At 69.3% G+C, this 22467-nt stretch carries 21 protein-coding genes and 1 pseudogene; 9 read left to right on the top strand and 13 right to left on the bottom strand.

All coding sequences use genetic code 11. The features are described from left to right. Positions 1 to 31 precede the first annotated feature (31 nt). On the top strand, positions 32 to 538 hold the full coding sequence (locus AA23TX_RS45315) for a hypothetical protein (RefSeq protein ID WP_155549032.1): 507 nt from the start codon (positions 32 to 34) through the stop codon (positions 536 to 538). On the opposite strand, the gene AA23TX_RS45310 is transcribed toward AA23TX_RS45315, so the two are convergent. Beyond that, the gene (locus AA23TX_RS45310) at positions 535 to 1380 is read right to left on the bottom strand and encodes a GH12 family glycosyl hydrolase domain-containing protein (protein WP_230863089.1); all 846 of its coding nucleotides are present in this window, start codon (positions 1378 to 1380) and stop codon (positions 535 to 537) included. The two genes, AA23TX_RS45315 and AA23TX_RS45310, sit on opposite strands and share 4 nt — an antisense overlap. Positions 1381 to 1466: 86 nt before the next feature. Continuing rightward, complete coding sequence (locus AA23TX_RS45305) at positions 1467 to 2117, bottom strand: TetR/AcrR family transcriptional regulator (protein ID WP_155549030.1); 651 nt, start codon at positions 2115 to 2117, stop codon at positions 1467 to 1469. 177 nt (positions 2118 to 2294) lie between these two features. Here AA23TX_RS45305 and AA23TX_RS45300 point away from each other — a divergent pair, with 177 nt between their 5' ends. From AA23TX_RS45300 to AA23TX_RS45290, 3 genes are read left to right on the top strand one after another with little or no spacing between them, the layout of a single operon-like run. Further along, on the top strand, positions 2295 to 3515 hold the full coding sequence (locus AA23TX_RS45300) for a cytochrome P450 (protein WP_155549029.1): 1221 nt from the start codon (positions 2295 to 2297) through the stop codon (positions 3513 to 3515). A 10-nt stretch (positions 3516 to 3525) separates the two neighbouring features. Further along, on the top strand, positions 3526 to 4725 hold the full coding sequence (locus AA23TX_RS45295) for a cytochrome P450 (protein ID WP_155549028.1): 1200 nt from the start codon (positions 3526 to 3528) through the stop codon (positions 4723 to 4725). Positions 4726 to 4769: 44 nt separating this feature from the next. Continuing rightward, the gene (locus tag AA23TX_RS45290; RefSeq protein WP_155549027.1) at positions 4770 to 4964 is read left to right on the top strand and encodes a ferredoxin; all 195 of its coding nucleotides are present in this window, start codon (positions 4770 to 4772) and stop codon (positions 4962 to 4964) included. 74 nt (positions 4965 to 5038) lie between these two features. On the opposite strand, the gene AA23TX_RS45285 is transcribed toward AA23TX_RS45290, so the two are convergent. The 5 genes from AA23TX_RS45285 to AA23TX_RS45265 form a co-directional block, all read right to left on the bottom strand. After that, entirely contained in the window at positions 5039 to 6112 is a 1074-nt protein-coding gene (locus AA23TX_RS45285) for an ABC transporter ATP-binding protein (RefSeq protein WP_155549026.1), read from the bottom strand. A gap of 2 nt (positions 6113 to 6114) precedes the next feature. After that, positions 6115 to 6906 (bottom strand): carbohydrate ABC transporter permease, encoded by a 792-nt coding sequence (locus AA23TX_RS45280; protein WP_155549486.1) that lies wholly within the window; start codon positions 6904 to 6906, stop codon positions 6115 to 6117. Positions 6907 to 6983: 77 nt separating this feature from the next. Next, on the bottom strand, positions 6984 to 7916 hold the full coding sequence (locus tag AA23TX_RS45275; protein WP_155549025.1) for a carbohydrate ABC transporter permease: 933 nt from the start codon (positions 7914 to 7916) through the stop codon (positions 6984 to 6986). Continuing rightward, positions 7916 to 9256, bottom strand: a complete 1341-nt coding sequence (locus AA23TX_RS45270; protein WP_155549024.1) for an ABC transporter substrate-binding protein — start codon at positions 9254 to 9256, stop codon at positions 7916 to 7918. The genes AA23TX_RS45275 and AA23TX_RS45270 overlap by 1 nt, the downstream gene beginning before the upstream one ends. Next, positions 9243 to 10247: a zinc-dependent alcohol dehydrogenase family protein gene (locus tag AA23TX_RS45265; RefSeq protein WP_155549023.1), complete on the bottom strand. Its 1005-nt coding sequence runs from the start codon at positions 10245 to 10247 to the stop codon at positions 9243 to 9245. Before AA23TX_RS45265 ends, AA23TX_RS45270 begins: the two co-directional genes overlap by 14 nt. A 128-nt stretch (positions 10248 to 10375) precedes the next feature. On the opposite strand from AA23TX_RS45265, the gene AA23TX_RS45260 reads away from it, so the two are divergent. Both AA23TX_RS45260 and AA23TX_RS45255 read left to right on the top strand, forming a co-directional pair. After that, positions 10376 to 11359, top strand: a complete 984-nt coding sequence (locus AA23TX_RS45260; protein ID WP_155549022.1) for a sugar-binding transcriptional regulator — start codon at positions 10376 to 10378, stop codon at positions 11357 to 11359. A gap of 310 nt (positions 11360 to 11669) precedes the next feature. Further along, positions 11670 to 12320 (top strand): S8/S53 family peptidase, encoded by a 651-nt coding sequence (locus AA23TX_RS45255; protein ID WP_155549021.1) that lies wholly within the window; start codon positions 11670 to 11672, stop codon positions 12318 to 12320. Here AA23TX_RS45255 and AA23TX_RS45250 read toward each other — a convergent pair. Beyond that, a pseudogene (locus AA23TX_RS45250) lies at positions 12211 to 12535 on the bottom strand (winged helix-turn-helix transcriptional regulator). The gene AA23TX_RS45255 and the pseudogene AA23TX_RS45250 sit on opposite strands and share 110 nt — an antisense overlap. 68 nt (positions 12536 to 12603) lie before the next feature. On the opposite strand from AA23TX_RS45250, the gene AA23TX_RS45245 reads away from it, so the two are divergent. Beyond that, a complete protein-coding gene (locus tag AA23TX_RS45245) occupies positions 12604 to 13191 on the top strand; it encodes an NADPH-dependent F420 reductase (protein WP_155549020.1) in 588 nt (195 codons plus the stop codon). A 3-nt stretch (positions 13192 to 13194) separates the two neighbouring features. Here the strand turns inward: AA23TX_RS45245 and AA23TX_RS50870 are convergent, their stop codons facing one another. Genes AA23TX_RS50870 through AA23TX_RS45235 form a run of 3 tightly spaced genes read right to left on the bottom strand, consistent with a single transcriptional unit; the run spans position 13195 to position 16990 of the window. Continuing rightward, complete coding sequence (locus AA23TX_RS50870; protein WP_277875484.1) at positions 13195 to 13329, bottom strand: hypothetical protein; 135 nt, start codon at positions 13327 to 13329, stop codon at positions 13195 to 13197. Further along, complete coding sequence (locus AA23TX_RS45240) at positions 13317 to 14447, bottom strand: C45 family autoproteolytic acyltransferase/hydrolase (RefSeq protein WP_155549019.1); 1131 nt, start codon at positions 14445 to 14447, stop codon at positions 13317 to 13319. The genes AA23TX_RS50870 and AA23TX_RS45240 overlap by 13 nt, the downstream gene beginning before the upstream one ends. Before the next feature lie 38 nt (positions 14448 to 14485). Continuing rightward, complete coding sequence (locus tag AA23TX_RS45235; RefSeq protein ID WP_155549018.1) at positions 14486 to 16990, bottom strand: DEAD/DEAH box helicase; 2505 nt, start codon at positions 16988 to 16990, stop codon at positions 14486 to 14488. A 151-nt stretch (positions 16991 to 17141) separates the two neighbouring features. Here AA23TX_RS45235 and AA23TX_RS45230 point away from each other — a divergent pair, with 151 nt between their 5' ends. Then, complete coding sequence (locus AA23TX_RS45230) at positions 17142 to 18398, top strand: SatS C-terminal domain-containing protein (protein ID WP_155549017.1); 1257 nt, start codon at positions 17142 to 17144, stop codon at positions 18396 to 18398. A 284-nt stretch (positions 18399 to 18682) separates the two neighbouring features. Here the strand turns inward: AA23TX_RS45230 and AA23TX_RS45225 are convergent, their stop codons facing one another. Together AA23TX_RS45225 and AA23TX_RS45220 are read right to left on the bottom strand one after the other, a co-directional pair. Further along, entirely contained in the window at positions 18683 to 19894 is a 1212-nt protein-coding gene (locus tag AA23TX_RS45225; protein ID WP_155549485.1) for an MFS transporter, read from the bottom strand. A gap of 111 nt (positions 19895 to 20005) precedes the next feature. Further along, positions 20006 to 21100, bottom strand: a complete 1095-nt coding sequence (locus AA23TX_RS45220; RefSeq protein WP_155549016.1) for an adenosine deaminase — start codon at positions 21098 to 21100, stop codon at positions 20006 to 20008. A 212-nt stretch (positions 21101 to 21312) separates the two neighbouring features. Here AA23TX_RS45220 and AA23TX_RS45215 point away from each other — a divergent pair, with 212 nt between their 5' ends. Then, entirely contained in the window at positions 21313 to 22437 is a 1125-nt protein-coding gene (locus AA23TX_RS45215) for a PA containing protein (RefSeq protein WP_155549015.1), read from the top strand. The last annotated feature ends 30 nt before the right edge of the window (positions 22438 to 22467 follow it).

The following is a 22467-nucleotide window of genomic DNA, read 5'->3' as shown; positions in this document are numbered from 1 at the left end:
CGTGAACGGACCGATCTGGATCCCACCTCGCATGGCCGCGCGTTTTCGCAGCTCCTGCCTGAGCCTGGGCGTGGTCTCGGTGGCCGGGGGCGTCCTGGTCGGGTTCGGGATTTCGATCGGTGGCGTCCTACTCCCCGGCAGGTCCGGCGCGATGCTCGTCTCCACAGTAGCCACGGGCGTCTCCCTCGGCCTGTTCGTGCTGGTCTCCGGCGTAACGATGACCCTGGCCCGAGGCTGGGTGACGACGCTCCCCCAGGGGCACCTCCTCGACCGGCGAAAGTCGGCACTGGCGCTCTACCCGCTCGGCGTACCGGCCGGCGCCGGCCTCTTCGCATCGTCGATCTTCTACGTGACCTTCACTGCCCGCTTCACGTGGTCAGCTGAGGAGGTGACCCGGACCGTCCACCTCGTGACGCCGGGAATCGCGGCCTACCTCTTCCTCCCGGCCATCGCCGTCGTGCTGTGCATGGTCAACCTCGTGGTCGGCTGGCCGCTGTTCCGCCCGTCCCAGCGGACCATCCAGCGGTACGCGCGCTAGCTCATCGTCACCGAGAATTCGGTCAGCGTGAACCTCGCCTTGCCTCCGCCCGTCGAGCAGAACTCGATCCCGTAGCCGATCTGGTTCACGGTCGGGTTGGGCGGGATCAGGCCCTTGCCGATCGCCCAGGCGATCATCGCCTTCAGGTCCAAGCTGCCCGAGTACTGCGTCGCCCGTGAAACGAACGCCACGTACCCGTCGTCGTCCGCCCAGACGTCGTACGTCGACCCTCCCGCCGTGTACGTCGCCAGCTTGTCGCCCGACGGCTGCTGCTTCAGGTTCTCCGTCCACACCATCAGCTCGCTGACGCCCTTGCCGTCGCCGACTCCGTTCAGCCACAGGTCGTACGCCACGTCGTAGATGCCCACGCCCGGGCCGCGGCCCGCGAACGTCGTCCTGATCACCGAATAGTCGTTGAACGGTTTCCCCTTTTGTTCGTTGATGTCCTTGTGCACATTCGGATAGGTTTTCACCGACGTCGAGTCGGGCTGACTGGAATCGACGTACCAGTTGTCGTACGCGCACGCACGCAGCGTTTCCGGGCCCGCTTCGTCCTGATTCCACATGTTGTTGTGGACGTAGTAGCCGCCGTCCGACCAGCCGCCGTCGGCGTCGGACGTCGTGAACTCGGGACTGCGGCAGCCGCGCACCGGTGTCGTCGACGGCGGTGTCGGAGTCGGTACCACCACAGGGGAAGACGGCGTCGGCGACACGGGGGTGGCCGACGTGGCCGGCACGCTGGGCGCCGTCGTCGAAGGCGGGACCACAACCGCGGGCGCCGCCACGCCGCCGACCGGGCCGTCACCGCAGCCGGCGACCGCCAAGAAGGGAATCGTCAACACCACGGCCAGCATTGTTCGTCGCATTTTCCCGCCCGCAACCAGAATTCGGCAGAACGAGGCGGAACCCTAACACGGAAACCGAAGAATCAGCTGTGGTCGTCCGTGGGCTCCAGATCGGCCGAAGTGATCGGGCGGCCCGGCAGCTCGGTGCTCGGGAACGCGCTGAGCCCGTCGATCATGATTCCGACGCAGCGCCGCGCCGCCATCTCGGCGATCTCCGGCGCCTTCGCCCGCACCTGCCGCAGCAGCGTCGCGAAGAGGATGGCGATGTCCCCGGCACCGACGTCCGGGCGCAGCTTGCCCTCGGCCTGGGCGCCGCGGACGAAGTCGTCGACCACCTCGAGGATCTCGTCACGCAGGCGCCGGACCTCCGGGTCGCCCTTGAGGATCACCAGCGCCCGGTGCGACACCATCGCCAGCTGGATGCTCAGCTGCAGCTCCACCGACTGCCGCAGCAGCCGCTCGAGCGCACGCCACGGCGACGTCTCCTCCGCGGCGATCGTGCGCGCGTCGATCAGCACCCGCTCGAAGTTGTCCATCGCGACCGCGCGGACCAGCGCGTCCCGGTCCGGGAACCGGCGGTACAGCGTGCCGACGCCGACGCCGGCCGCGCGGGCGATCTCCTCCATCGGCACCTCGGGACCGGAAACGGCGAAGATGGTCTTCGCGGCGGCCAGGATCTGGTCACGGTTGCGCCGCGCGTCCGCCCGCAGGGTCGTCTCGGGGTCTGCCGTCATGCCGTTCGCCTCTCGCTGGATCGCGCGGGCTGATTCTCGCATGGTCAGGCGGCCACACACTCGAACTCGAGTGAGTCACCCGTTAGCTAGTGGACGACTTCCCTCCACTTGAGTACCTTGGGTTCTAGAACCGGAATGTAATCCTCCGCATACGTTACGTCCGTTTTAGGGGGTCCCATGACCGAAGTTGCCGAACCTGCCACGCGGGGCGAGGTGTTCCCGCTGGAGCGGAGCTGCCCGTTCGCGCCGCCGCCGGCCTACGAAAAGCTCCGCGAAGCGGGCCCGGTCCAGCGCGTCGGCCTGCCCGACGGCTCGGACGCCTGGGCCATCACCCGCCTGGAGGAAGTCCGGGAGATGCTGACCGATCCGCGGTTCAGCTCCAACCGGTTCAACCCGGGCTTCCCGATACTGACGAAGAGCGGGCGCCCGCAGCGCCGCCGGTTCACCGCGTCGCTGATCAACATGGACCCGCCGGAGCACGGTGCCGCCCGCCGCGAGGTCGTCGGCGAGTTCACCGTCAAGCGCATGAAGGCGCTGCAGCCGCGGATCCAGCAGATCGTCGACGAGCACATCGACGCGATCCTGGCCGGCCCGAAGCCCGCCGACCTGGTCTCGGCGCTCTCGCTGCCGGTGCCGTCGCTGGTCATCTGCGAGCAGCTCGGCGTCCCGTACGCCGACCACGACTTCTTCCAGTCGCGCAGCTCCACCCTGCTGAACCGCGAGGTGACGCAGGAGGCGCGCATCCAGGCCGTCGAAGAGATGCAGGACTACCTCGACAAGCTGGTCGCCACCAAGGAGGCCGACCCGACCGACGACCTGCTCGGCCGGCAGATCCTCAAGCAGCGCGAGGAGCACGGCGACGTCGACCACGACTCGCTGGTCTCGCTGGCGTTCCTGCTGCTCCTCGCCGGGCACGAGACGACGGCGAACATGATCTCGCTCGGCACCGTCGCGCTGCTGGAGAACCCGGACCAGCTCGAGATCATCAAGAACGACCCGGGCAAGACGCTCGACGCCGTCGAGGAGCTGCTGCGGTACTTCACGATCGCGGAGTTCGCGACCTCGCGCGTCGCCACCGAGGACGTCGAGATCGGCGGTCAGCTGATCCGCGCTGGCGAGGGTGTCCTGGGCCTGAGCTACTCCGGCAACCGCGACGAGGCCGCGTTCGAAGACGCCGACAAGCTCGACCTCGAACGCGGTGCGCGCCACCACGTCGCCTTCGGCTTCGGGCCGCACCAGTGCCTCGGCCAGAACCTGGCCCGGATGGAGCTGCAGATCGTCTTCGACACGCTCTTCCGCCGCATCCCGGAGCTGAAGCTGGCCGCGCCGGTCGACCAGCTGCCGTTCAAGCACGACGCGCAGATCTTCGGCCTCTACTGCCTGCCCGTGACCTGGTGAGGGGGACGCCATGACCACCGTCGAGAAGCACGAGTTCCCGATGACCCGCACGTGCCCGTTCGCGCCGCCGCCGGCGTACGAGGAGATCCGCGAAGAGGATCCGGTTTCGAAGGTGGGACTGCCCGACGGCGGCTGGGCCTGGGTCGTCACCCGGCACGAGGACGTCCGGACGGTCCTGAACGACCGCCGCTTCAGCGCCGACCGCCAGCACCCCGACTTTCCGCAGCTGGTCAAGGGCGGGTTCCGGCGGAAGGGCGACGAGCGCACCATGATCACCATGGACGCGCCGGAGCACGGGCCGGCCCGCAAGGCCGTGCTCGGCGAGTTCACCGTCCGCCGGATGGAGGCGCTGCGGCCGCGGATCCAGGAGATCGTGGACGGGCAGATCGACGCGCTGCTGGCCGGGCCGAAGCCGGGTGACCTGGTCGAGGCGCTGTCGCTGCCGGTGCCGTCGCTGGTGATCTGCGAAATGCTCGGCGTGCCCTACGCCGACCACGGCTTCTTCCAGGAGCACACCGCCAAGCTGATCAAGCGCGCGACGCCGCCGGAGGAGCGGCGGGCGGCCTTCGACACCATCCGCGGCTACATGGAAGACCTCATCGCGAAGAAGGAGGAAAACCCGTCGGACGACCTGCTCGGGCGGCAGATCGTCAAGCTCCGCGAGGACGGCACCTACCGGCGGGCGTCGCTGGCCGCGACCGGGTTCCTGCTGCTGGTGGCCGGGCACGAGACGACGGCGAACATGATCTCGCTGTCCACCGTGGCGTTCCTGCGGAACCCGGAGCAGCTCGCGGCGATCAAGGCCGACCCGGGCAAGACGCTCGACGCGGTCGAGGAGATGCTGCGCTACTGGACGATCGTCGACGCGGCCACGGCGCGCCTGTGCGTCGAGGACGTCGAGGTCGGCGGGCAGCTCATCAAGGCCGGGGAAGGCGTGCTGGCGCTGGGCTACGCGGCGAACCGCGACCCGCGGGCGTTCGAGAACGCCGACGAGCTGGACATCGAGCGCGGCGCGCGCCACCACGTCGCGTTCGGCTTCGGCCCGCACCAGTGCCTCGGCCAGAACCTGGCCCGGATGGAGCTGCAGATCGTCTTCGACACGCTCTTCCGGCGCATCCCGACGCTGGCGCTGGGCGCGGACGTCGACGACCTGCCGTTCAAGGACGACGCGAACATCTACGGCCTGTACCGGCTGCCGGTGACCTGGTAGAGATCGAAGAGCTGCGTATCCCACCACAGGCAGAAAGAAGAACCATGAAGATCATCGCGGACACCGGCAAGTGCGTCGGCGCCGGGCAGTGCGTGCTGACCGAGCCCGAGCTCTTCGACCAGAGTGAGGACGACGGCACGGTCATCGTCCTGAACGAGCAGCCGGAGGGCGAGCTGGTCGAGAAGGCCCGCGAAGCGGTGCACGTCTGCCCCAGCCAGGCCCTCTCGCTGCAGGAGTAGCGAGGAAACGGCCACCTCGCGGGCAAGGGGTTTCCCGCGAGGTGGCCGTGGCCTGTTTCTTCAGGAGAGCCTTTTCAGGAGAGCCGCAGCGTCGTCTCCGGGTTGAAGGCGTGGGTCTCGCCTTCGCCGCGCAGGCCCACCCGGACGTTGTCGCCCATCCGGGGCGGGGTGCGGCCGTCGACCCGGACGACGAACCGGTCGTCGCCGACCTTGCCGTGCAGGTACGCGTCCGCGCCCAGTTCCTCGACCAGCTCCACCACCAGCTCGAAGCCGCCCTCCGACACCAGCTCCAGCGACTCCGGACGCACGCCGAAGACGACCTCGCGCAGATCGCCCGCGGCCGCCAGCACCGACCGGGGCAGCGGCAGGGTGACGTCGCCCAGCTTGACGCCGCCTTCGGTCAGCGGCAGGGTCGCCAGGTTCATCGCCGGCGACCCGATGAAGCCCGCCACGAACGAGTTCTTCGGGTTCTCGTACAGCTCCCGCGGCGACGCGCACTGCTGCAGCACGCCGTCCTTCAGGACCGCCACCCGGTCGCCCATCGTCATCGCCTCGACCTGATCGTGCGTGACGTAGATGGTCGTCGTGCCCAGGCGCTGCTGCAGCTTCGCGATGTTCGCGCGGGTCTCCACGCGCAGCTTCGCGTCCAAGTTGGACAGTGGCTCGTCCATCAGGAACACGCTGGGCTCGCGCACGATCGCCCGCCCCATCGCGACGCGCTGCCGCTGCCCGCCGGACAACGCCTTCGGCTTGCGGTCCAGGAACTTCGAAAGGTCGAGCATCTTCGCGGCCTCGGCCACCTTCGCGTCGATGTCCACTTTGGACAGTCCACGCAGCTTCAGCGCGAAGCCCATGTTGTCGGCGACCGTCATGTGCGGGTACAGCGCGTAGGACTGGAACACCATCGCGATGTCCCGGTCCTTCGGCGGCAGGTGCGTGACGTCGCGGTCGCCGATGTGGATGGCGCCCTCGTCGATGTCCTCGAGCCCGGCGAGCATCCGCAACGCCGTCGACTTGCCCGAGCCCGACGGCCCGACCAGGACGAGGAACTCACCGTCCGGCACCGCGAGGTCGAGCTGGTCGACGGCCCGTACCGCGTGCGCGCCCGGGTAGATCCGCGACGCCGATTCGTAACTGACTCCGGCCATGGCTACTTCACCGCTCCCATCGACAGACCCCGGACGAGGTGGTTCTGCGCGATCCAGCCGACGATCATCACCGGCAGCGAGGCCAGCAGCGCGGCGGCGGAAAGCTGGGCCCAGTACAGGCCCTCACTGGTGATGAACCCGACGAGGAACACCGGCACGGTGCCGGCGCGCGCCGCCGTCAGGTTGACCGCGTAGAAGAACTCGGTCCAGGAGAAGATGACGCAGATCAGCGCGGTCGCCGCGATCCCGGGCGCGACCACCGGCATGATGATCTTGCGCAGCAGGGTCGGCAGGTTCGCGCCGTCGATCCGCCCGGCCTCGATCATCTCGTGCGGCACTTCCAGGAAGAACGACCGCATCATCCAGATGGCCAGCGGCAGGTTCATCGACGTGTACAGGATGACCAGCGCCCACACCGTGTCCAGCAGCTCGGTGTTCTGGGAGATGATGTACAGCGGGATGATCGCCGCCACGATCGGCAGCATCTTCGTCGAGAGGAAGAAGCCGAGCGCGTTCGACGTCTTCTTCACCGGCGCCAGCGACAGCGCGTACGCGGCCGGGATGCCGAGCAGCAGCACCAGCAGCGTCGAAAGCACCGTCACGAACGCCGAGTTCGACAGGTAGGGCAGGAACCCGCCCTTCAGGACGTTCGCGATCTGGTCGAACGTCGGGCTGAAGAACAGCTTCGGCGGGTCGGTGTAGGCGTCGGCCTCCTGCTTGAACGCCGTGAGGATCATCCACAGCAGCGGGAAGACGAACAGGATCGCGATGATCCAGGTGACGGCGGTGAGCACGCCGGGACCGGTCTTGCGCTTCGGCTTGGGCGCCGGAGGGGCGGTGGTGGCCGCTTCCGGGCGGGTGTCGAGGGTGGTCACTTGATGCCTCCGTCCACCGAGAAGGTCCGGAACATCAGGCGCAGCGCGAAGGTCGCGACGATCATCGTCAGGATCACGACGATCACGCCCATCGCCGACGACTGGCCGACGTCGAAGCCTTCGAACGCGCGCTGGTAGATGTAGTACGGCAGGTTGGTGCTGGCCGTGCCCGGCCCGCCCTGGGTCATCAGGAAGATCGCGTCGAAGCTGTTCACGATGTAGATCGCGCCCAGCAGCGTCGCCAGCTGCAGGAACCGGGACAGGTGCGGCAGCGTGATCGACGCGAACGTCCGCCACCGGCTGGCACCGTCCACGGAGGCCGCTTCCAGGACCTCCTTGGACTGGCTCTGCAGGCCCGCGAGGATCAGCAGCATCATGAACGGCGTCCACTGCCACACGATCTGCGCCATCACCGAGGCCAGCGGGAACTCCGAAAGCCAGTCGACGTCGGTGCCGAAGACGAAGTGCAGCAGCCCGTAGGTCGGGTCGAACACCGTCGTCTTCCACAGCAGCGCGCCGGCCGCCGGCAGGATCAGGAACGGCGTGATCAGCAGCGTCCGGACGACGCCGCGGCCGAAGAACTTCCGGTCGAGCAGGATCGCCAGGCCGAGGCCCAGCAGCAGCGCGACGAGCACGCACACCACGGTCAGCACCACCGTGTTGAGCAGCGCCACCAGGAACGTCGTGTCGCTGAAGACGTCGATGTAGTTGTCGAGGCCGACGAAGTGCCGCGAACCCGGCCGGACCAGGTTCCACGACTGGAACGAGTAGAACACGGTGAGCAGGAACGGCAGCTGCGTCACCGCGATGACGAAGATCAGCGCGGGCAGCAGCGGCAGCCGCCGCTTGGCCGCGGTGCTCAGGCCTTTCTTCTCTTCGGCCTTCGCGTGCGTCTGGGACTGGGGGGTGTCTACGGAGAGCGTGGACATCACTGCACCGCCTTGTAGGAGTCGCCCACCGTCTGGGCGTAGTCCTGGGACTGCTTCAGGGCGTCGTCGACCGACTCGCGGCCGGCGATCGCCGCCGACAGCTGCTGGCTCACCCGGGTGCCCAGGTCCTGGAACTCGGGGATGCCGACGAACTGGATGCCGGGGTAGGGCACCGGGTTCGCCATGGCCTTCTGCTGGTTCGCGTCCGCGATGCCGTCGAGCGTCGGCTTCGCGTAGGCCTGCGCGGCCTTGGCGTAGTCGGGGATGTCGTAGGTGGACTGACGCACACCTGGCGGGACGCGGTTCCAGCCGTAGGTCGCCCCGACCTTCTGCACGTACGCCTTGTCGGTCATCCAGGCCATGAACTTCCAGGCCGCGTCCTTGTCCTTGGCGACCTTCGGGATGCCGAGCGCCCAGGTGTAGAGCCAGCCGCTGGCCTGCGTCTTGACGACCGGCGCCGGCGCGTACCCGGACTTGCCGACGATCTTGCTGCTCGACGGGTCCTCGTTGGTGCCCGCCATGACCGTCGCGTCGTACCACATCGCCGCGTTGCCCTGCGTGTAGCGCGTACCGCACTCGGAGAACCCGGCGCTGGAGGCACCGACCTCGCCGTGGTCACGGATCAGGTTGACGTAGAAGTTCGCGGCTTCCTTGAACTCCGGCGACGTCAGCTTGGCGTTCCAGTCCTTGTCGAACCACTGGGCGCCGAAGGTGTTGGCCACGGTCGTGAACGGCGCGAGGCTCTCGCCCCAGCCGGGCTTGCCGCGCAGGCAGATACCGCTGACGCCGGCGGCCTTGTCGTCGAGCTTCGCGGCGTAGTCGGCGATCTGCTGCCAGGTCGGCTTGGCCGGCATGGTGATCCCGGCCTTGTCGAAGAGGTCCTTGCGGTAGGCCAGGAACGACGACTCGCCGTAGAACGGCACCGCGTACATCTGGTTCTGGTACGACAGCGACTGCTTGATGCTGGGGATGAAGTCGCCTTCGTCGTAGCCCGGGGTGGCCGCCATGTGCGGTTCGAGGTTCTCGAGCCAGCCGTTGGCCGCCCACTGCGGGGCCTCGTAGTTGCTGATCATGACGACGTCGAACTCGCCGCCTTCGGTGGCGGTCGACGCGGTGATCTTGGCGCGGGCCTGGTTTTCCGGCAGCGAGACGAACTTGAGGTTGATCCCCGTCGCCTTCTCGAACTCCGGGGCGAGGGAGATCGCGTCCTTCATCTGCGGGTTGGACACGATCGCGATGACGAGGGTCGAGCCGCCGGTGCCGACCGAGCCGGCGCCGGCACAGCCGGTGACCAGCAAGGACGTCGCGGCGAAGAGGGTGAGGAGCTTACGCACGGCCACCTCCCGGGAGTACCTGGACCTTCAGGCCCGAGCCGCTGCGCATCTTGGCCAGCGCCTCGGGGTACTGCTCCAGCGGAAGCCGGTCCGTGAGCAGCGAGTCGGTGTCGATCGCACCGGACGCGACGAGGTCGAGCGCGGTGCCGAAGCTGTGCAGCACGGCCATCGAGCCGACGATGGTGATCTCGTCGTTGTAGATGCGGAACGGCGACAGCGCGACGCGGGCTTCCGCCGGTGCGACGCCGAAGACGAGCAGCCGGCCGCCGCGCCGGATCGAGTCGAACGCGGCTTCGATGGCGGGCGCGGCGCCGGTGGCGTCCACGGCGACGTCGAACTTCTCGCCGTTCAGGTCCTTGACGTCGGCCGCGGTGGCGACGGCGCCGAGGCTCTTTGCCCGTGGCAAGCGGGCTTCGTTGCGGTCGACCACCGTGACCTGCGCGCCGGAGCGCTGCAGCAGCTGCTGCATGATCAGGCCCATGGTGCCGGCGCCGACCACGAGGAAGCGCTCTCCGGCTTCGACGCCGACGCGGCGCACGCCGTGCACCGCGCAGGAGACGGGCTCGACCAGCGCGCCCTGTTCCCAGGTCATCGAGTCGGGCATGCGGTAGCAGGTGGACGACGGGACGGCGACGTACTCCGCGAAGGCGCCGTTGACGGTGTCGCCGGTGGCACCCCAGTTCGCGCAGAGGTTGCCGTGGCCGGCGCGGCACGGGCCGCAGTAGCCGCAGAACAGCGACGGATCGACGGCGACGCGGTCGCCGACCTTCCACTCGCCCGGCACGTCCGCGCCGAGCTCGACGATCTCCCCGGCGAACTCGTGCCCGGGGACGATGGGATACGGCGTGGGCGGGAAGTGCCCGTCGGCGATGTGCAGGTCGGTCCCGCAGATCCCGCACGCTCCGACCTTGACGACGACCTGACGTTCCCCGGGTTTCGGATCGGGCACCTCGCCGACCCTGATCTCACCGGGCCGGTCGACGATGGCGGCACGCATGCCTTGCCCCTTTCTCGCGCTCATATGAGCGGCGTTGACCTATGGCGTCGAGAACATGTGAAGGCATTACAGGACTGACCTCGGTGTTACGTCAACCTTTCGGGCAGATTTCGGGCTATAGTGCTCAGATGAGCGCTTCTCGCAAGGGTGCCTCGCTCTCGGAAGCGATGCTGCTCGCCACCGTCGCCCGGCGCTTCTACGTGCAGGGACGTTCCAAGCTGGAGATCGCCGACGAATTCGGCGTCAGCCGGTTCAAGGTGGCGCGCATGCTCGACACGGCCAGGGACTCCGGGCTGGTCAGGGTGGAGTTCTCGCTGCCGGCGCCGGTGGACCTGGCGCTGTCGGACGAGGTGCGTTCGGCCTACGGCCTGCAGCAGGCACTCGTGCTCGAACGCTCAACCGAGCGCGAGCCACGAGAGGTCGTCCGCGCCAAGATCGGGACGCTGGCCGCGCGGCTGCTGGAGGAGATCGTCCGGCCCAGCGACGTCGTCGGGCTGTCGTGGGCGCGGTCGGTGAACGCGATGACCGAGGCGATCCGGGCGCTGCCGCGGTGCCCGATCGTCCAGCTGTGCGGGGTGCAGGCCGGGATGGACATGCGCGGCCGTTCGGTGGAGACGGTCAGCCGCGTGACGTCGGTGTCCGGCGGCGACGCGTACCCGATCTTCGGGCCGCTGGTGCTGCCGGACCGGCGGACCACCGAGACGCTGCGGCGCCAGCCGGGCATCGCGGAGACGTTCGGGCAGTTCCGGAACCTGACCAAGGCGGTGGTCAGCATCGGCGCGTGGCAGCCGGGCGAGTCGACGGTGTACGACGCACTGGACGAAGCCGAGCGCGCGGCCATCGCGGCCCGCGGAGCGACGGCGGAGGTCGCGGCGCGCCTGTTCGACGCTTCCGGCAACGCGTTGTCGACGGGCCTGGCCCACCACGTGCTGGCGATCAGCCACGAAGAGCTGACGGCGGTGCCGGAGGTGATCGCGCTCGGCTACAGCCGGCCGAAAGCAGCGGCGGTGGACGCGGTCCTGCGGTCCGGCATGGTCACCACGCTGATCACGGACGCGGCGGCAGCCGTCCCCCTCCTGGCCCTGGCCGCCAAGAACCCACCCCACAAGTGATCGAAGGGTCGACACGCGTGATCCAGAGGTCGACACGCGTGATCAGGGAGCCGACACGCCACCCGGCCCCCGCGCCGCCGTGTCGACCCTCCAATCACGCGTGATGCCCCTCTAATCACGCGTTATGCCCCTCCAGACACGCGTTATGCCCGCCCGATCACGCGAGTTCCGGGTTCCGGCCCTACTCCCGCGGAGGTACTGCCCCCGTGGCGGCGTACTCCGGTGGGTGCAGAGCGGAGGTCGCGGGCTCCGGGGCGAAACCCGGGTCGCGCCCGATGTGCCGCCGTCACCTCTCCGCGAGCCTGGAAGCGTGAAGACTTCCCCTCGCTGGCGTCAAGCCGTCGTCTGGCTGCACGTCGTTTCGTCCGTCGCCTGGATGAGCCAGGCCCTCGCGCTCGTCGTGCTGATGGCGTCGGGCGCGCCCACGATGGCCGACCGGCTCGACTCCGTCCTGCTCGCGCCGATGGCGAACGTCTCCGCGTTCACCGGCTTGCTGCTCGCCGGCGCCACGGCGTGGGGCTACTTCCGGCATTGGTGGGTGCTGACGAAGTTCGCCCTGACGTTCATCCAGCTCTACGCCGGAATCTTCCTGCTCTCCCCCGCGCTGCGCGACTCCGCGCACACCGACACCGTCGCCTGGCCGCAGATCGCCGGGGCCTCTCTGATGGCGAGCGCGCTGTCGTTCCAGGCCTGGCTGTCGATCGCGAAGCCGGGGAAGAAGACGCCGTGGTCCCCTAAGGAGAAGCCGCCGACCGCGCCGACCTGGGTGTTCGTCGCCGGGATCGCCGCGCCCGCGGTCGACGTCGTCGCCGGGATCCTGCTCGGCTACCCGCTGCCCGCGTTGTCGCTGGTCATGCTGATCGTGCTCGGTCTTGAGCGGCGACGACGGCATCGCCGTGCTCCGCGGCCCAGCGTCCGAAGCCCTCGATCGGCTCGAGCAACGTCGAACCCAACGGCGTGAGCGCGTACGCACCGGAACGCCGCTCGACGAGACCGTCGGATTCCAGGCGCCGCACGGTTTCCGTGAGCACCTTTGCGCTGATCCCCCCCGATGGTGCGACGCAGCTCGCCGTGCCGGCGCGGGCCGTGGCGCAGGGCCCAGAGCACCACCGGGTTCCACGTGTTGGCGACCAGGTCGAACGCGAGCCGCGTCCGGCAGTCGGCGAGAAAGTCCATGGTTACCTTTCGGTTCCTGCCGGGGTTCCTACCGTCGTGCTGGTACCAGCCAAGCACAAGGAGGACGCATGCGGATCGGGATCTTCGGCACGGGCGGGATGGCGGACGCGCTCGGCACGCACTGGGCGCGCGCCGGCCACGAGCTGCTGGTGAGCGGCCGCAGTCCCGACGCGCTGGCGAAGCGGTTGGGCGCGCGAAGCGGAACCTGGCGCGAAGTGGCGTCGCAGGCCGAAGTGCTGCTGCTCGCTCTACCCGCCGACGCGGTCTTCGAGGTCCTCGCCGAGGCGGGCTCGTTGACCGGCAAGGTCCTGGTGGACTGCACCAACCAGCCCGGCACGCCCGACGACCTCCCGCCCGGCACGCCGGTGGCCTCGCGGATCGCGGCCGCCGCCCCGGACGCGCACGTGGTCAAGGCGTTCAACCTCGCCCACGTCGACGTCTGGCGGAACCCGCCGAGGACCCTCACGGTCCCCCTCTGCGGCGACGACCCGGCGGCCCTCGACGCGGTCCGCACGCTGGTCCGCGACGTCGGCTGCGCGCCGGTCGACGGTGGCGGCCTGGACCGCGCCGCGCTGCTGGAAGCGACGGCGGCGTTCGTCATCGGCCTGTGGTTCGCCGGCGAAGACGCGCAGGCGATCCTCGCGCCCGCCGGCTGAACGTCAGAGGCCGTACTCGATGGCGGTGGCGTCGGTCGCGTACTCGACCGCCGTCGCCGCCGTCGCGGCGGGCGCGACCACCAAGGCCAGCACTCCCGCGGCGAAGATCCCGGCCAGCACGCGCTTCAGGTTCCGCATGGTCCCTCCCCGGTTCGGCGAGCCTCCACGGTAACGCCGGGACAGCGCTGTCCGGCGACGATTGCGCCGTTGAGCGCACCGGCTGCGTCCACGTCGCCGGACGCCAGGTCCGCCACCCGGGCGCGCAGCGGCGCTCCGCCGCGGGGAACCACCGTCACCGTGCCGTCGGCCAGGTCCGTCACCACGGTGCTCAACGTCATCAGCGGGTCGCCGCCGGCGGCGTCGCGGCGGACGTCGGTGGTCAGCGCCGAGACCAGCCACTTCGCGTCCGGCGCGAGCGGGGCCAGGTGCGCGCACACCTCGGCCCTCGCCAGGCTCTCCTCCGGCGCGACGTCCCAATGCGGCGAGAGCCGGCGGAAGTGGTTGGTGTGCCAGGAAAGCCCACTGCCCACAGTGGTCACGGCGGTCTCTTCCCCGGCCTTCTCGACCACCGTCACGGCGGGCGAGCCGACCTGGCCCATCGTGTACGCGAACCCGCCCGCCGACGCGTGGGAACGCAGCACGGACACCGCTTCCGCCACCGAAGTGGCGCGCTGGGCGGTGCGCGCGACGAAGTGCCGTCCGGCGCACGGCGGAGGCGTCACCACGCTCACGCTGTCGATCCCCCACACCAGGCCGTGCGTGGTGAGCGTGACCGTGTTGGCCGGCAGGAAGCCCGGGTACCACCAGACGCACACGCCGGGCTCGCCGTCGATCAGCAGCGTCAGCAGGCGCCCGATCCCGTCGAACACCGGGGCGCCGTCCTCGTTGTGGCCGAGCAGCGACGGCGTGCCGGCCCACGCGAGGTCCGTGCACCCCGTGCCGTCGCCCGCGCCGAGGTCGCCGCGCAGGTTGGCCAGCAGCAGGTCGTCGAACGGCACCCCGGCGCCCTCGGCCAGCGCCGTCAGCTCGGCGTAGGCGTCCGGGTGCTCGACCTGCGACGCCGATTCGACGGCCCGGAACAGCACCGGCGACCGTCGCGAACGCGCGGTGACCGGCCAGTCCGGCAGTCCGTCGAGGACGGTCCGGATGTCCGCGGCGGCGTAGGCGCCCAGCTCCCGGAAAGCGGCTTCCCGGGGCCCGCTGACGACCGTCCAGCGCACGTCGCCGATCCGGTGCTCCCGCACTGTCGCCACCATGTGATCACGATGACTGAGCAGTCAGTGAATCGCAACGGCTAGTGGGCGCCCACTTCGGTCACGTGGACCACCGCCGACCCGGCTTCGTCGGACGCGGCCAGGTCGACCTCCGCGCTGATGCCCCAGTCGTGGTCGCCCGCCGGGTCATCGAAGATCTGGCGCACCTTCCAGACGTCCGGCTCCTGCTCGATGATGATCAGCGCCGGGCCGCGCGCGTCCGGGCCGGTGCCGAGCGTCTCGTACTCCTCGAAGTAGCCCTCGATCGCGTCCTGCCACGCCTCGGCGTCCCAGCCGGACGCCGCGTCCAGCTCGCCCAGGACGTTCCACGCCCGCCGTCCGAACAGCTCGACCCGGCGGAACAGCTCGTTGCGCACCAGCACCCGGAACGCGCGTTCGTTGCGCGTGACCCCCGCCGGAACGGCCGGCTGCCGCACCTCCACCTGGCCCTCTTCGCCCGGGTGGCGTAGCGCTTCCCACTCGTCGAGGAGGCTGGAGTCGACCTGCCGGACGAGCTCGCCGAGCCACTCGATGAGGTCCTGCAGCGGCTCGGTCTTCGCCTCGTCCGGCACGGTGTGGCGCAGCGCGTCGTAGACGTCCGCGAGGTAGCGCAGCACCAGGCCTTCCGACCGGGCGAGCTGGTAGAAGCCGATGTACTCGACGAAGTTCATCGCGCGCTCGTACATGTCGCGCACCACGGACTTCGGCGAAAGCTCGTAGTCGTCGACCCACGGGTGCCCCTGCCGGTAGCTGTGGAACGCGCCCTGCAGCAGCTCCTCCAGCGGCTTCGGGTACGAGACGTTCTCGAGCAGCTCCATCCGCTCGTCGTACTCGATGCCCTCGGCCTTCATGGCGTTCACGGCCTCGCCGCGCGCCTTGAACTGCTGCTGCGACAGCACCGGCCGCGGATTGTCCACAGTGGCTTCCACAGTGGACACGACGTCGAGCGGGTAGCTCGGCGACTCCAGGTCGAACAGGTCGATCGCGGCCAGTGCGAACGGCGAAAGCGGCTGGTTGAGCGCGAAGTCGAACTGCAGGTCGACGGTGAGCCGGATGATCCGGCCCTGCTCGTCCGGTTCGGGCAGCCGCTCGACGACGCCGGCGGCGAGCAGCGCGCGGTAGATCGCGATGGCGCGCAGGATGAGCTTGCGCTGCGACGCCCGGTCCTCGTGGTTGTCCTCCAGGAGGTGGCGCATCGAGGCGAACGCGTTGCCCGGCCGCGAGATCACGTTGAGCAGCATCGAGTGCGTCACCTTGAAGCTGGACGTCAGCGGCTCGGGTTCGGCCGCGATGAGCCGGTCGAACGTGCTCTCGGTCCAGTTGACGAAGCCCTCCGGCGCCTTCTTCCGGACGATCTTCTTTTTCTTCTTCGGGTCGTCGCCCGCCTTCTCGAGGGCCTTCGCGTTCTCGACGACGTGGTCGGGCGCCTGCACGACGACGTAGCCGTCGGTGTCGTAGCCCGCGCGCCCGGCCCGGCCGGCGATCTGGTGGAACTCCCGTGCCTTGAGGTGACGCTGCCGGACGCCGTCGTACTTGGTCAGCGCGGAGAAGACCACTGTCCTGATCGGTACGTTGATGCCGACGCCGAGGGTGTCCGTCCCGCAGATCACCTTGAGCAGCCCGGACTGGGCCAAGGTCTCGACCAATCGCCGGTACTTCGGCAGCATGCCGGCGTGGTGGACGCCGATGCCGTGGCGGACAAGCCGCGAGAGCGTCTTGCCGAAGCCGGCGGCGAACCGGAAGTCGCCGATCAGCTCGGCGATGGCTTCCTTTTCGGCCTTGGTCGTGACGTTGATGCTCATCAGCGTCTGCGCCCGCTCGATGGCCGCGGCCTGCGAGAAGTGCACGACGTAGACCGGCGCCTGGCCGCCGTTGAGCAGCTCGGACATGGTCTCGTGCAGCGGCGTCAGCGCGTACCGGAAGGTCAGCGGCACCGGGCGCTGCACCGACGTGACGACGGCCGTCGGCCTGCCGGTGCGGCGGGTGAGGTCCTTTTCGAAGAAGGACACGTCGCCCAGGGTCGCCGACATCAGGACGAACTGCGCCTTCGGCAGCTCCAGGATCGGCACCTGCCACGCCCAGCCGCGGTCGGGCTCGGAGTAGAAGTGGAACTCGTCGGCGACGACCTGCCCGACGGGCGCGTCGGCCCCGAACCGCAACGCGATGTTCGCCAGGATTTCGGCCGTGCAGCAGATGATCGGCGCGTCCGGGTTGACGCTGGAGTCGCCCGTCATCATCCCGACGTTGTCCGCGCCGAAGATCTCGATGAGCTGGAAGAACTTCTCCGACACGAGGGCTTTGATGGGCGCGGTGTAGTAGCTGCGGCGGCCCTGGGCGAGCGCGGTGAAGTGCGCGCCGACGGCGACGAGGCTCTTCCCGGAGCCGGTCGGCGTCGAGAGGATGACGTTCGATCCGGAGACGACCTCCATCACCGCCTCCTCCTGCGCCGGGTACAGCTCGATGCCCCGTTCGGCCGTCCAGGTCGTGAACGCTTCGAAGAGGGCGTCGGGGTCGGGATCCGCAGGCAGGAGGTCTGTGAGAGTCATCAGGCGTCCATCGTGCCATCCGCTCGTCGCAAAGTCGGCAGGGGCGATCGCATCGCGCGTGGTAAACCCGTAGGCTTCGCGGTACCGCGCACCGACCGGGGGATACTTTCGGTCTCGCGCGCACACGGGCGGTACTCCGGAGGGCTTAGGAATGGCACAGGACATCATCCCGATCGAACTCGGGCTGCCGCAGGGCGACGTCGTCACCCTGTGGGCCCCGCGCTGGCGGGAGGACGGCGAGGAGTGGGAAGCGTTCCTCGGCGACGAGGACGACCTGTACGCCTTCCCGGACGCCGCGCACCTGGCCGCCTTCGTCCGCACGTCCGAGCGTCACGACCTGCTCGACCACCCGGCGTGGGACGCCGTGCCGTCGCTGAACGTGCCGGAGCTGATCCCGGACGAGGACCACACCTACGACCTCGTCGGCGTGCCGGAGCTCGTCGCCGAGGAGCCGGACGTCTGGCACATCGCGGAGCTGGCCGAGATCGTCGGCATCGTGCGCTCGCTCGCCGACGTCTGCGACCTCGAAGAGGTGCACGAGATCCTCGACTCGACCGAGGGCTTCTCGCTGCTCGACCAGGGCACCCTCCCGTTCACCGGGAGCGTCGGCGTCCAGGTCTGGAACGACCTGTCCGAGACGGTGTCGCAGAAGTGGGACACCGTGCTCGACGCGATCGACGGCCTGGTGACCGCGCCGGACGTCGACGAGAAGGTCCTGGAGCAGACGGCCGAGGAGCTGGCGGCGTTCCACGAGGAGTCCGCGGAGGCCGAGGCCGGCGCCGAGGGCGAAGAGGACCTCGAGGCGATCTCCTCGGACGATGAGGACGACGAAGACGAGGAAGAGGGCCCGGTCGGCTTCTGGGCCGAGGTCGGCATCGACCCGATCAAGATCATCACGTCCGGCGCGGAGTACTACACGCTGCGCTGCTACCTCGACGACGCACCGGTGTTCCTCGGCAGCGAAGGCGAGATCGACGTGTTCACGTCCGAGAAGGCCCTGGCCCGAGCGCTGGCCGACGGCAAGGACCTGGCCGACACCGACCTCGCCGAAGTGTCCACGTGGGACGAGGTCCTGGCGAAGGCGACGGCGGGCGAGCTCGAGGTCGAGGTCGACACCGAGAACACGTACGTCCTGACGGGCCTGGACGCGGACATCGCGGAGGGCCCGGAGGCGATCGACCCGACGCAGCTGGAGCTGGCGGTCGAGCTGATCACGGACGCGGCGGACTGGGCGGGCGACGACTCGGCCGAGACGGCACTGGCGGGCAACGAAAGCCTGGGCTGGCTGGTGTCGTTCGTCCTGCGCCCGGACCCGACGCGCCTGGAGCCGTCGGCCCCGTTCGACGCCGAGCAGAGCGCTTGGCGGAAGCTCGTCGAGGGTTTCGAGAACCGCCTGACGGTGGCTTGATCTTTTCGCTCACGAAGGCCGCCTCCCGAGGTTCCGGGGAGGCGGCCTTCGTCGTGTCGTCCCTCCAAGCACGCGTGATGCCCCTCCAATCACGTGAGATGCCTCCGCAATCACGCGTGATGCCCCGCTGATCACGGGTGATCGCCATCCCCGCACCACTTGGACCGGTCGGCTCGCGTACCCGGAGGGTCGGCTCGCGTGCTTGGCCGGGCATCTCACGTGATTGGGCGGGCATCACGTGTGATTGGAGGGGCATCACGCGTGATCCGGAAGCCGACACGGTGTCAGTCCGGGGAGGTGTGCTCCGCGCGGGTCGGGACCACCAGTACCGCCAGCGCCGGGAACACTGCCGCCACGCAGAACGCCAGTGCGTACCTGCTGTCGCCGATCACCAGGCCCAGCAGGGGCGGGGTCAGCGAGGCCGCGATGTTCTGGCCCGTGTTCTGCGTCCCCATCGCGCGGCCCGACCAGGCCAGGCCCGCCAGCTCCGCAGAGGCCGTGAAGCCGAGGCCGTTGTCGGCCACCGTGATGATCCCCGCCAGCGCCACGGCCAGCAGTACCAGCCAGGGCCACGAAACGTCCCCCAAAGCCACCAGCAGCATCACCAAGCAGCTCAGCACCGCCAGCTGACGCATCGGGCGCAGCCGGCTCCCCACCCGGTCCGACCACCAGCCCGACCCGAGCCTGCCCAAAGCGCCCAGCACCTGGACCGCCGCGAGGAACCAGCCCGCGGACAGGGGGCTCCAGTGCTGCACCGCCACCAGGTACGCCGGCGCGAACGCCGACACCGCGAACTGCGGCACCACCAGCAGCGCGCTCGCGCCGTGGACCCGCCACAGCGTCGCGTGCCGGTACGGCGAGGGCGGCTTCTCGCCCGATGCCGGCCGCGGGGGCCGGGGCGGGTCCGTCACCAGCCACGCCACCAGCAGCGCGACCACGATCGCCAGCCCGGCCGGCAGCAGGACGGCCGCCCGGAACCCGAAGTGCTCCGCCAGCGGCGGCAACCCGAGCGCCGCGACGCCGACACCGAGCGGCTGGGCCGTCTGGCGGATGCCCATCGCGACTCCGCGCTCGGACTTCGCGAACCAGCCCATCACCACGCGACCGCTCGCCGCGTTCACCGAAGCCGTACACGCTCCGGCGGCCAGGAACACACCAAAGAGAAGCCCGACCGGGTGAGTTCCCACCCCGGCGTACACCAGGAGTAACCCCGAGGCACCCAGCCCGAGCGCCATGATCAGACGCTCTCCGTAACGGTCCGCAGCCGCGCCCCACACGATCAGGGTGAACAGCAGACCGATGCTCGGGGCCGCGACGACCGTGCCGGCCTGGGCCAGCGTCAGCCCCTCGGCGTCCCGCATGACCGGGACCAGGAACGGGATGCCGTAGAGGAACGAACAGCTCGCGGTCTGCGCGGCGAGGCCGAGCGCGAGAACGAGCCACCGTCGCGAACTCGTCTGCAGCTGCTCGACCGAACCGTCCGCGACCTGCGCCATCTCGCTCACCGTCTCAAATTCTGAGAACTACTTCCTACATGGTGAACGATAGTTGCCGTGCCTAAGGACCGCAACCGCCTTGCGGGCGGTCACGGTCCGGAGGCGAGGAGGTCAGCTCAGCGCGGCGTACCCGGGCTTGATGACGTCGTCGATCAGCGCGAGCCGGGCGTCGAAATCGATGAACGCGGATTTCATCGCGTTGATCGTGAACCACCGGAAGTCGTCGAGGTCATACCCGAAGGTCTCGTGCAGCGCGGCGAATTCGCTGGTCATCGTGCATCCGCTCATCAGCCGGTTGTCGGTGTTCACGGTCACCCGGAAGCGCAGCCGCTTGAGCAGGGCCAGCGGGTGCTCGGCGATCGAGCGCACGGTGCCTGTTTGGACGTTCGACGTCGGGCAGATCTCCAGGGGGATCCTTCGGTCGCGGACATACGCGGCCAACCGTCCAAGGTGGACCGTCCCGTCCGCGTCGGTCTTGACGTCCTCGACGATCCGCACGCCGTGCCCGAGCCGCTCGGCCCCGCAGTGCTGAATCGCCTCCCAAATGGACGGAAGTCCGAACGCCTCGCCGGCGTGAATGGTGAAATGCGCATTGTTCTGGCGCAAATATTCGAAAGCGTCGAGATTGCGGGTCGGCGGGAATCCGTCTTCGGGGCCGGCGATGTCGAAGCCGACGACGCCGGCGTCGCGGTAGCGGACGGCCAGGTTCGCGATCTCGAGGGCCCGGGCGTGCTGGCGCATCGCGCAGAGCAACGTCCCGACGCGGATGCTGCCGCCGTTCGCGGCCACGCGCCGTGTGCCCTCCGTGAACCCCTCCTGGACCGCCTCGACCACCGCATCGAGTGACAGACCGCGTTCGACGAACAACTCCGGTGCGTAGCGCACCTCGGCGTAGACGACGCCGTCGGCGGCCAGGTCCTCCACCGCCTCCGCGGCGACCCTGACCAGCGATTCCTCCGTTTGCATCACTCCGCAGGTGTGCGCGAACGTCTCGAGGTAGGAAACGAGTGAGCCGGAATCGGCCGCTCGGCGGAACCAGCTGCCCAGCTCGGCCGGATCGGTGGTGGGCAGACCGGCATAACCGGTGGCGTCGGCGAGCTCGGCGACGGTGGCCGGGCGGAGGCCGCCGTCGAGGTGGTCGTGCAGGAGGACCTTCGGCGCGCGGCGGAGTGTCTCGCTGGTCAGAACAGGGCTTTCGTCAGGCATCCCCCAACGGTAACCTCGTTGTCATTCCCCTACATGGCCGTAACTCTCAGGCTCGGGTCAACGCTCAGCGTTGACGATCATGCGACGAATCGGCCATCCGGGGGCAGCCTCCGTAATACGCGCTTCACGGGGGCCATACGCACAGCAATTTCGCAATCGTTAAGCTTCGTGGCACGTCCCTCCATTTCCCCGCCGACGAAGGACACACAGCAGTGACCACTGACAACCACATTGCCGCCCCGTCCTTCGACCGGATGCGCAACATGCTGGTGCGCGCGGCCGAAGTGCGTGAGAGCGAGCAGCAGCAGATCTTCGACGCGCTCGACGACATCTACGCCCGCCTCGCGCCGGTGGACTCGCTGGGCGCGGTCCGCAAGCGGCTGTCCGAGATGCCCGACCGCACCGAGGTCAGCGTCCTGGCCGAGCGCCTCGACGAGACGATGTCCCGGCTCGAGTCGCAGGACAACGCGATCGCCGCGCTGACCCGCGCCGTCGAGAGCATCGTCGACAAGCTGGCCAAGCCGTTCGCGCAGCTCGACGGCCGGCTCGACGGCATGGCGGCGCGCCTCGAGGGCGTCGGCGGCCGGATGGACGGACTCGAGGACAAGCTCCAGAACATCCACCGCCGGCTCGACGAGGTCGGTGGCCACCTCGACAAGCAGGACGCGAAGCTCGACTCGATCCCGCAGTCGGTGCACGGCCCGGTCCGGGAGCGGATCGAGCAGGCCGAGGCGTCGCTGCGCGACCGCGTCGACCACGCCGACCACGAGCTGCGGGGCAAGGTCGACGAGCTGAGCCGCACCACGCACGAGCGCATCGGCGAGCTGGACCGCGTCACCGGCGAGCGGATCGGCGCGAACACCGAGGCGCTCAAGGTCGCGCTGACCGAGACCGGCGAGATGATCGACGCGTCGGACCGCCTGGAGAAGCTCGGCAACCGCCTCGAGACGGTCACCACCCGCCTCGACGAGCTGGCCGGCCGCCTCGACAAGGTGGAGGACGGCTTCCTCTCCGGCATCGGCGACCTCGACGGCGCGCTCAAGGCCGGGCTGTCGAAGGTCGAGGGCACGTTGTCCAAGCAGCCGGACACCGACTCGGTCGACACGCTGGTCCGCAAGAGCAACGACGAGAGCGTCCGCCGCATCGGCGGCCAGCTCGACGAGGCGATGGCGACGTTCGCGGAGCTGATGCTCGGCGGCGGCCCCGCGGTGCAGCAGATCTCCCCGCCGCCCCCGGCGCCGCGCCAGCCGCGTCGCAGCTCGCGCAACGGCCGCGCGCCGAAGGCCGCGGACACGAAGACCAAGACGGGCGAAGGCGCGGAAGAAGCCGCGGAGTAACCCCAGCCCCATGAAGAGGCCCCCGCCGGG

Source organism: Amycolatopsis camponoti (assembly GCF_902497555.1).
GTDB lineage: Bacteria > Actinomycetota > Actinomycetes > Mycobacteriales > Pseudonocardiaceae > Amycolatopsis > Amycolatopsis camponoti.
The sequence above is the reverse complement of the archived record's forward strand: the minus strand, read 5'-3'. Positions and strand labels throughout refer to the sequence as shown.

Excerpts from the sequence above, each read along its gene's own strand:
- AA23TX_RS45315 (WP_155549032.1), top strand. The coding sequence starts at position 32 with ATGGCCGCGCGTTTTCGCAGCTCCTGCCTGAGCCTGGGCGTGGTCTCG.
- AA23TX_RS45305 (WP_155549030.1), bottom strand. The coding sequence starts at position 2,117 with ATGACGGCAGACCCCGAGACGACCCTGCGGGCGGACGCGCGGCGCAAC.
- AA23TX_RS45300 (WP_155549029.1), top strand. The coding sequence starts at position 2,295 with ATGACCGAAGTTGCCGAACCTGCCACGCGGGGCGAGGTGTTCCCGCTG.
- AA23TX_RS45295 (WP_155549028.1), top strand. The coding sequence starts at position 3,526 with ATGACCACCGTCGAGAAGCACGAGTTCCCGATGACCCGCACGTGCCCG.
- AA23TX_RS45290 (WP_155549027.1), top strand. The coding sequence starts at position 4,770 with ATGAAGATCATCGCGGACACCGGCAAGTGCGTCGGCGCCGGGCAGTGC.
- AA23TX_RS45285 (WP_155549026.1), bottom strand. The coding sequence starts at position 6,112 with ATGGCCGGAGTCAGTTACGAATCGGCGTCGCGGATCTACCCGGGCGCG.
- AA23TX_RS45275 (WP_155549025.1), bottom strand. The coding sequence starts at position 7,916 with ATGTCCACGCTCTCCGTAGACACCCCCCAGTCCCAGACGCACGCGAAG.
- AA23TX_RS45265 (WP_155549023.1), bottom strand. The coding sequence starts at position 10,247 with ATGCGTGCCGCCATCGTCGACCGGCCCGGTGAGATCAGGGTCGGCGAG.
- AA23TX_RS45260 (WP_155549022.1), top strand. The coding sequence starts at position 10,376 with ATGAGCGCTTCTCGCAAGGGTGCCTCGCTCTCGGAAGCGATGCTGCTC.
- AA23TX_RS45245 (WP_155549020.1), top strand. The coding sequence starts at position 12,604 with ATGCGGATCGGGATCTTCGGCACGGGCGGGATGGCGGACGCGCTCGGC.
- AA23TX_RS50870 (WP_277875484.1), bottom strand. The coding sequence starts at position 13,329 with ATGCGGAACCTGAAGCGCGTGCTGGCCGGGATCTTCGCCGCGGGAGTG.
- AA23TX_RS45240 (WP_155549019.1), bottom strand. The coding sequence starts at position 14,447 with ATGGTGGCGACAGTGCGGGAGCACCGGATCGGCGACGTGCGCTGGACG.
- AA23TX_RS45235 (WP_155549018.1), bottom strand. The coding sequence starts at position 16,990 with ATGACTCTCACAGACCTCCTGCCTGCGGATCCCGACCCCGACGCCCTC.
- AA23TX_RS45230 (WP_155549017.1), top strand. The coding sequence starts at position 17,142 with ATGGCACAGGACATCATCCCGATCGAACTCGGGCTGCCGCAGGGCGAC.
- AA23TX_RS45225 (WP_155549485.1), bottom strand. The coding sequence starts at position 19,894 with ATGGCGCAGGTCGCGGACGGTTCGGTCGAGCAGCTGCAGACGAGTTCG.
- AA23TX_RS45220 (WP_155549016.1), bottom strand. The coding sequence starts at position 21,100 with ATGCCTGACGAAAGCCCTGTTCTGACCAGCGAGACACTCCGCCGCGCG.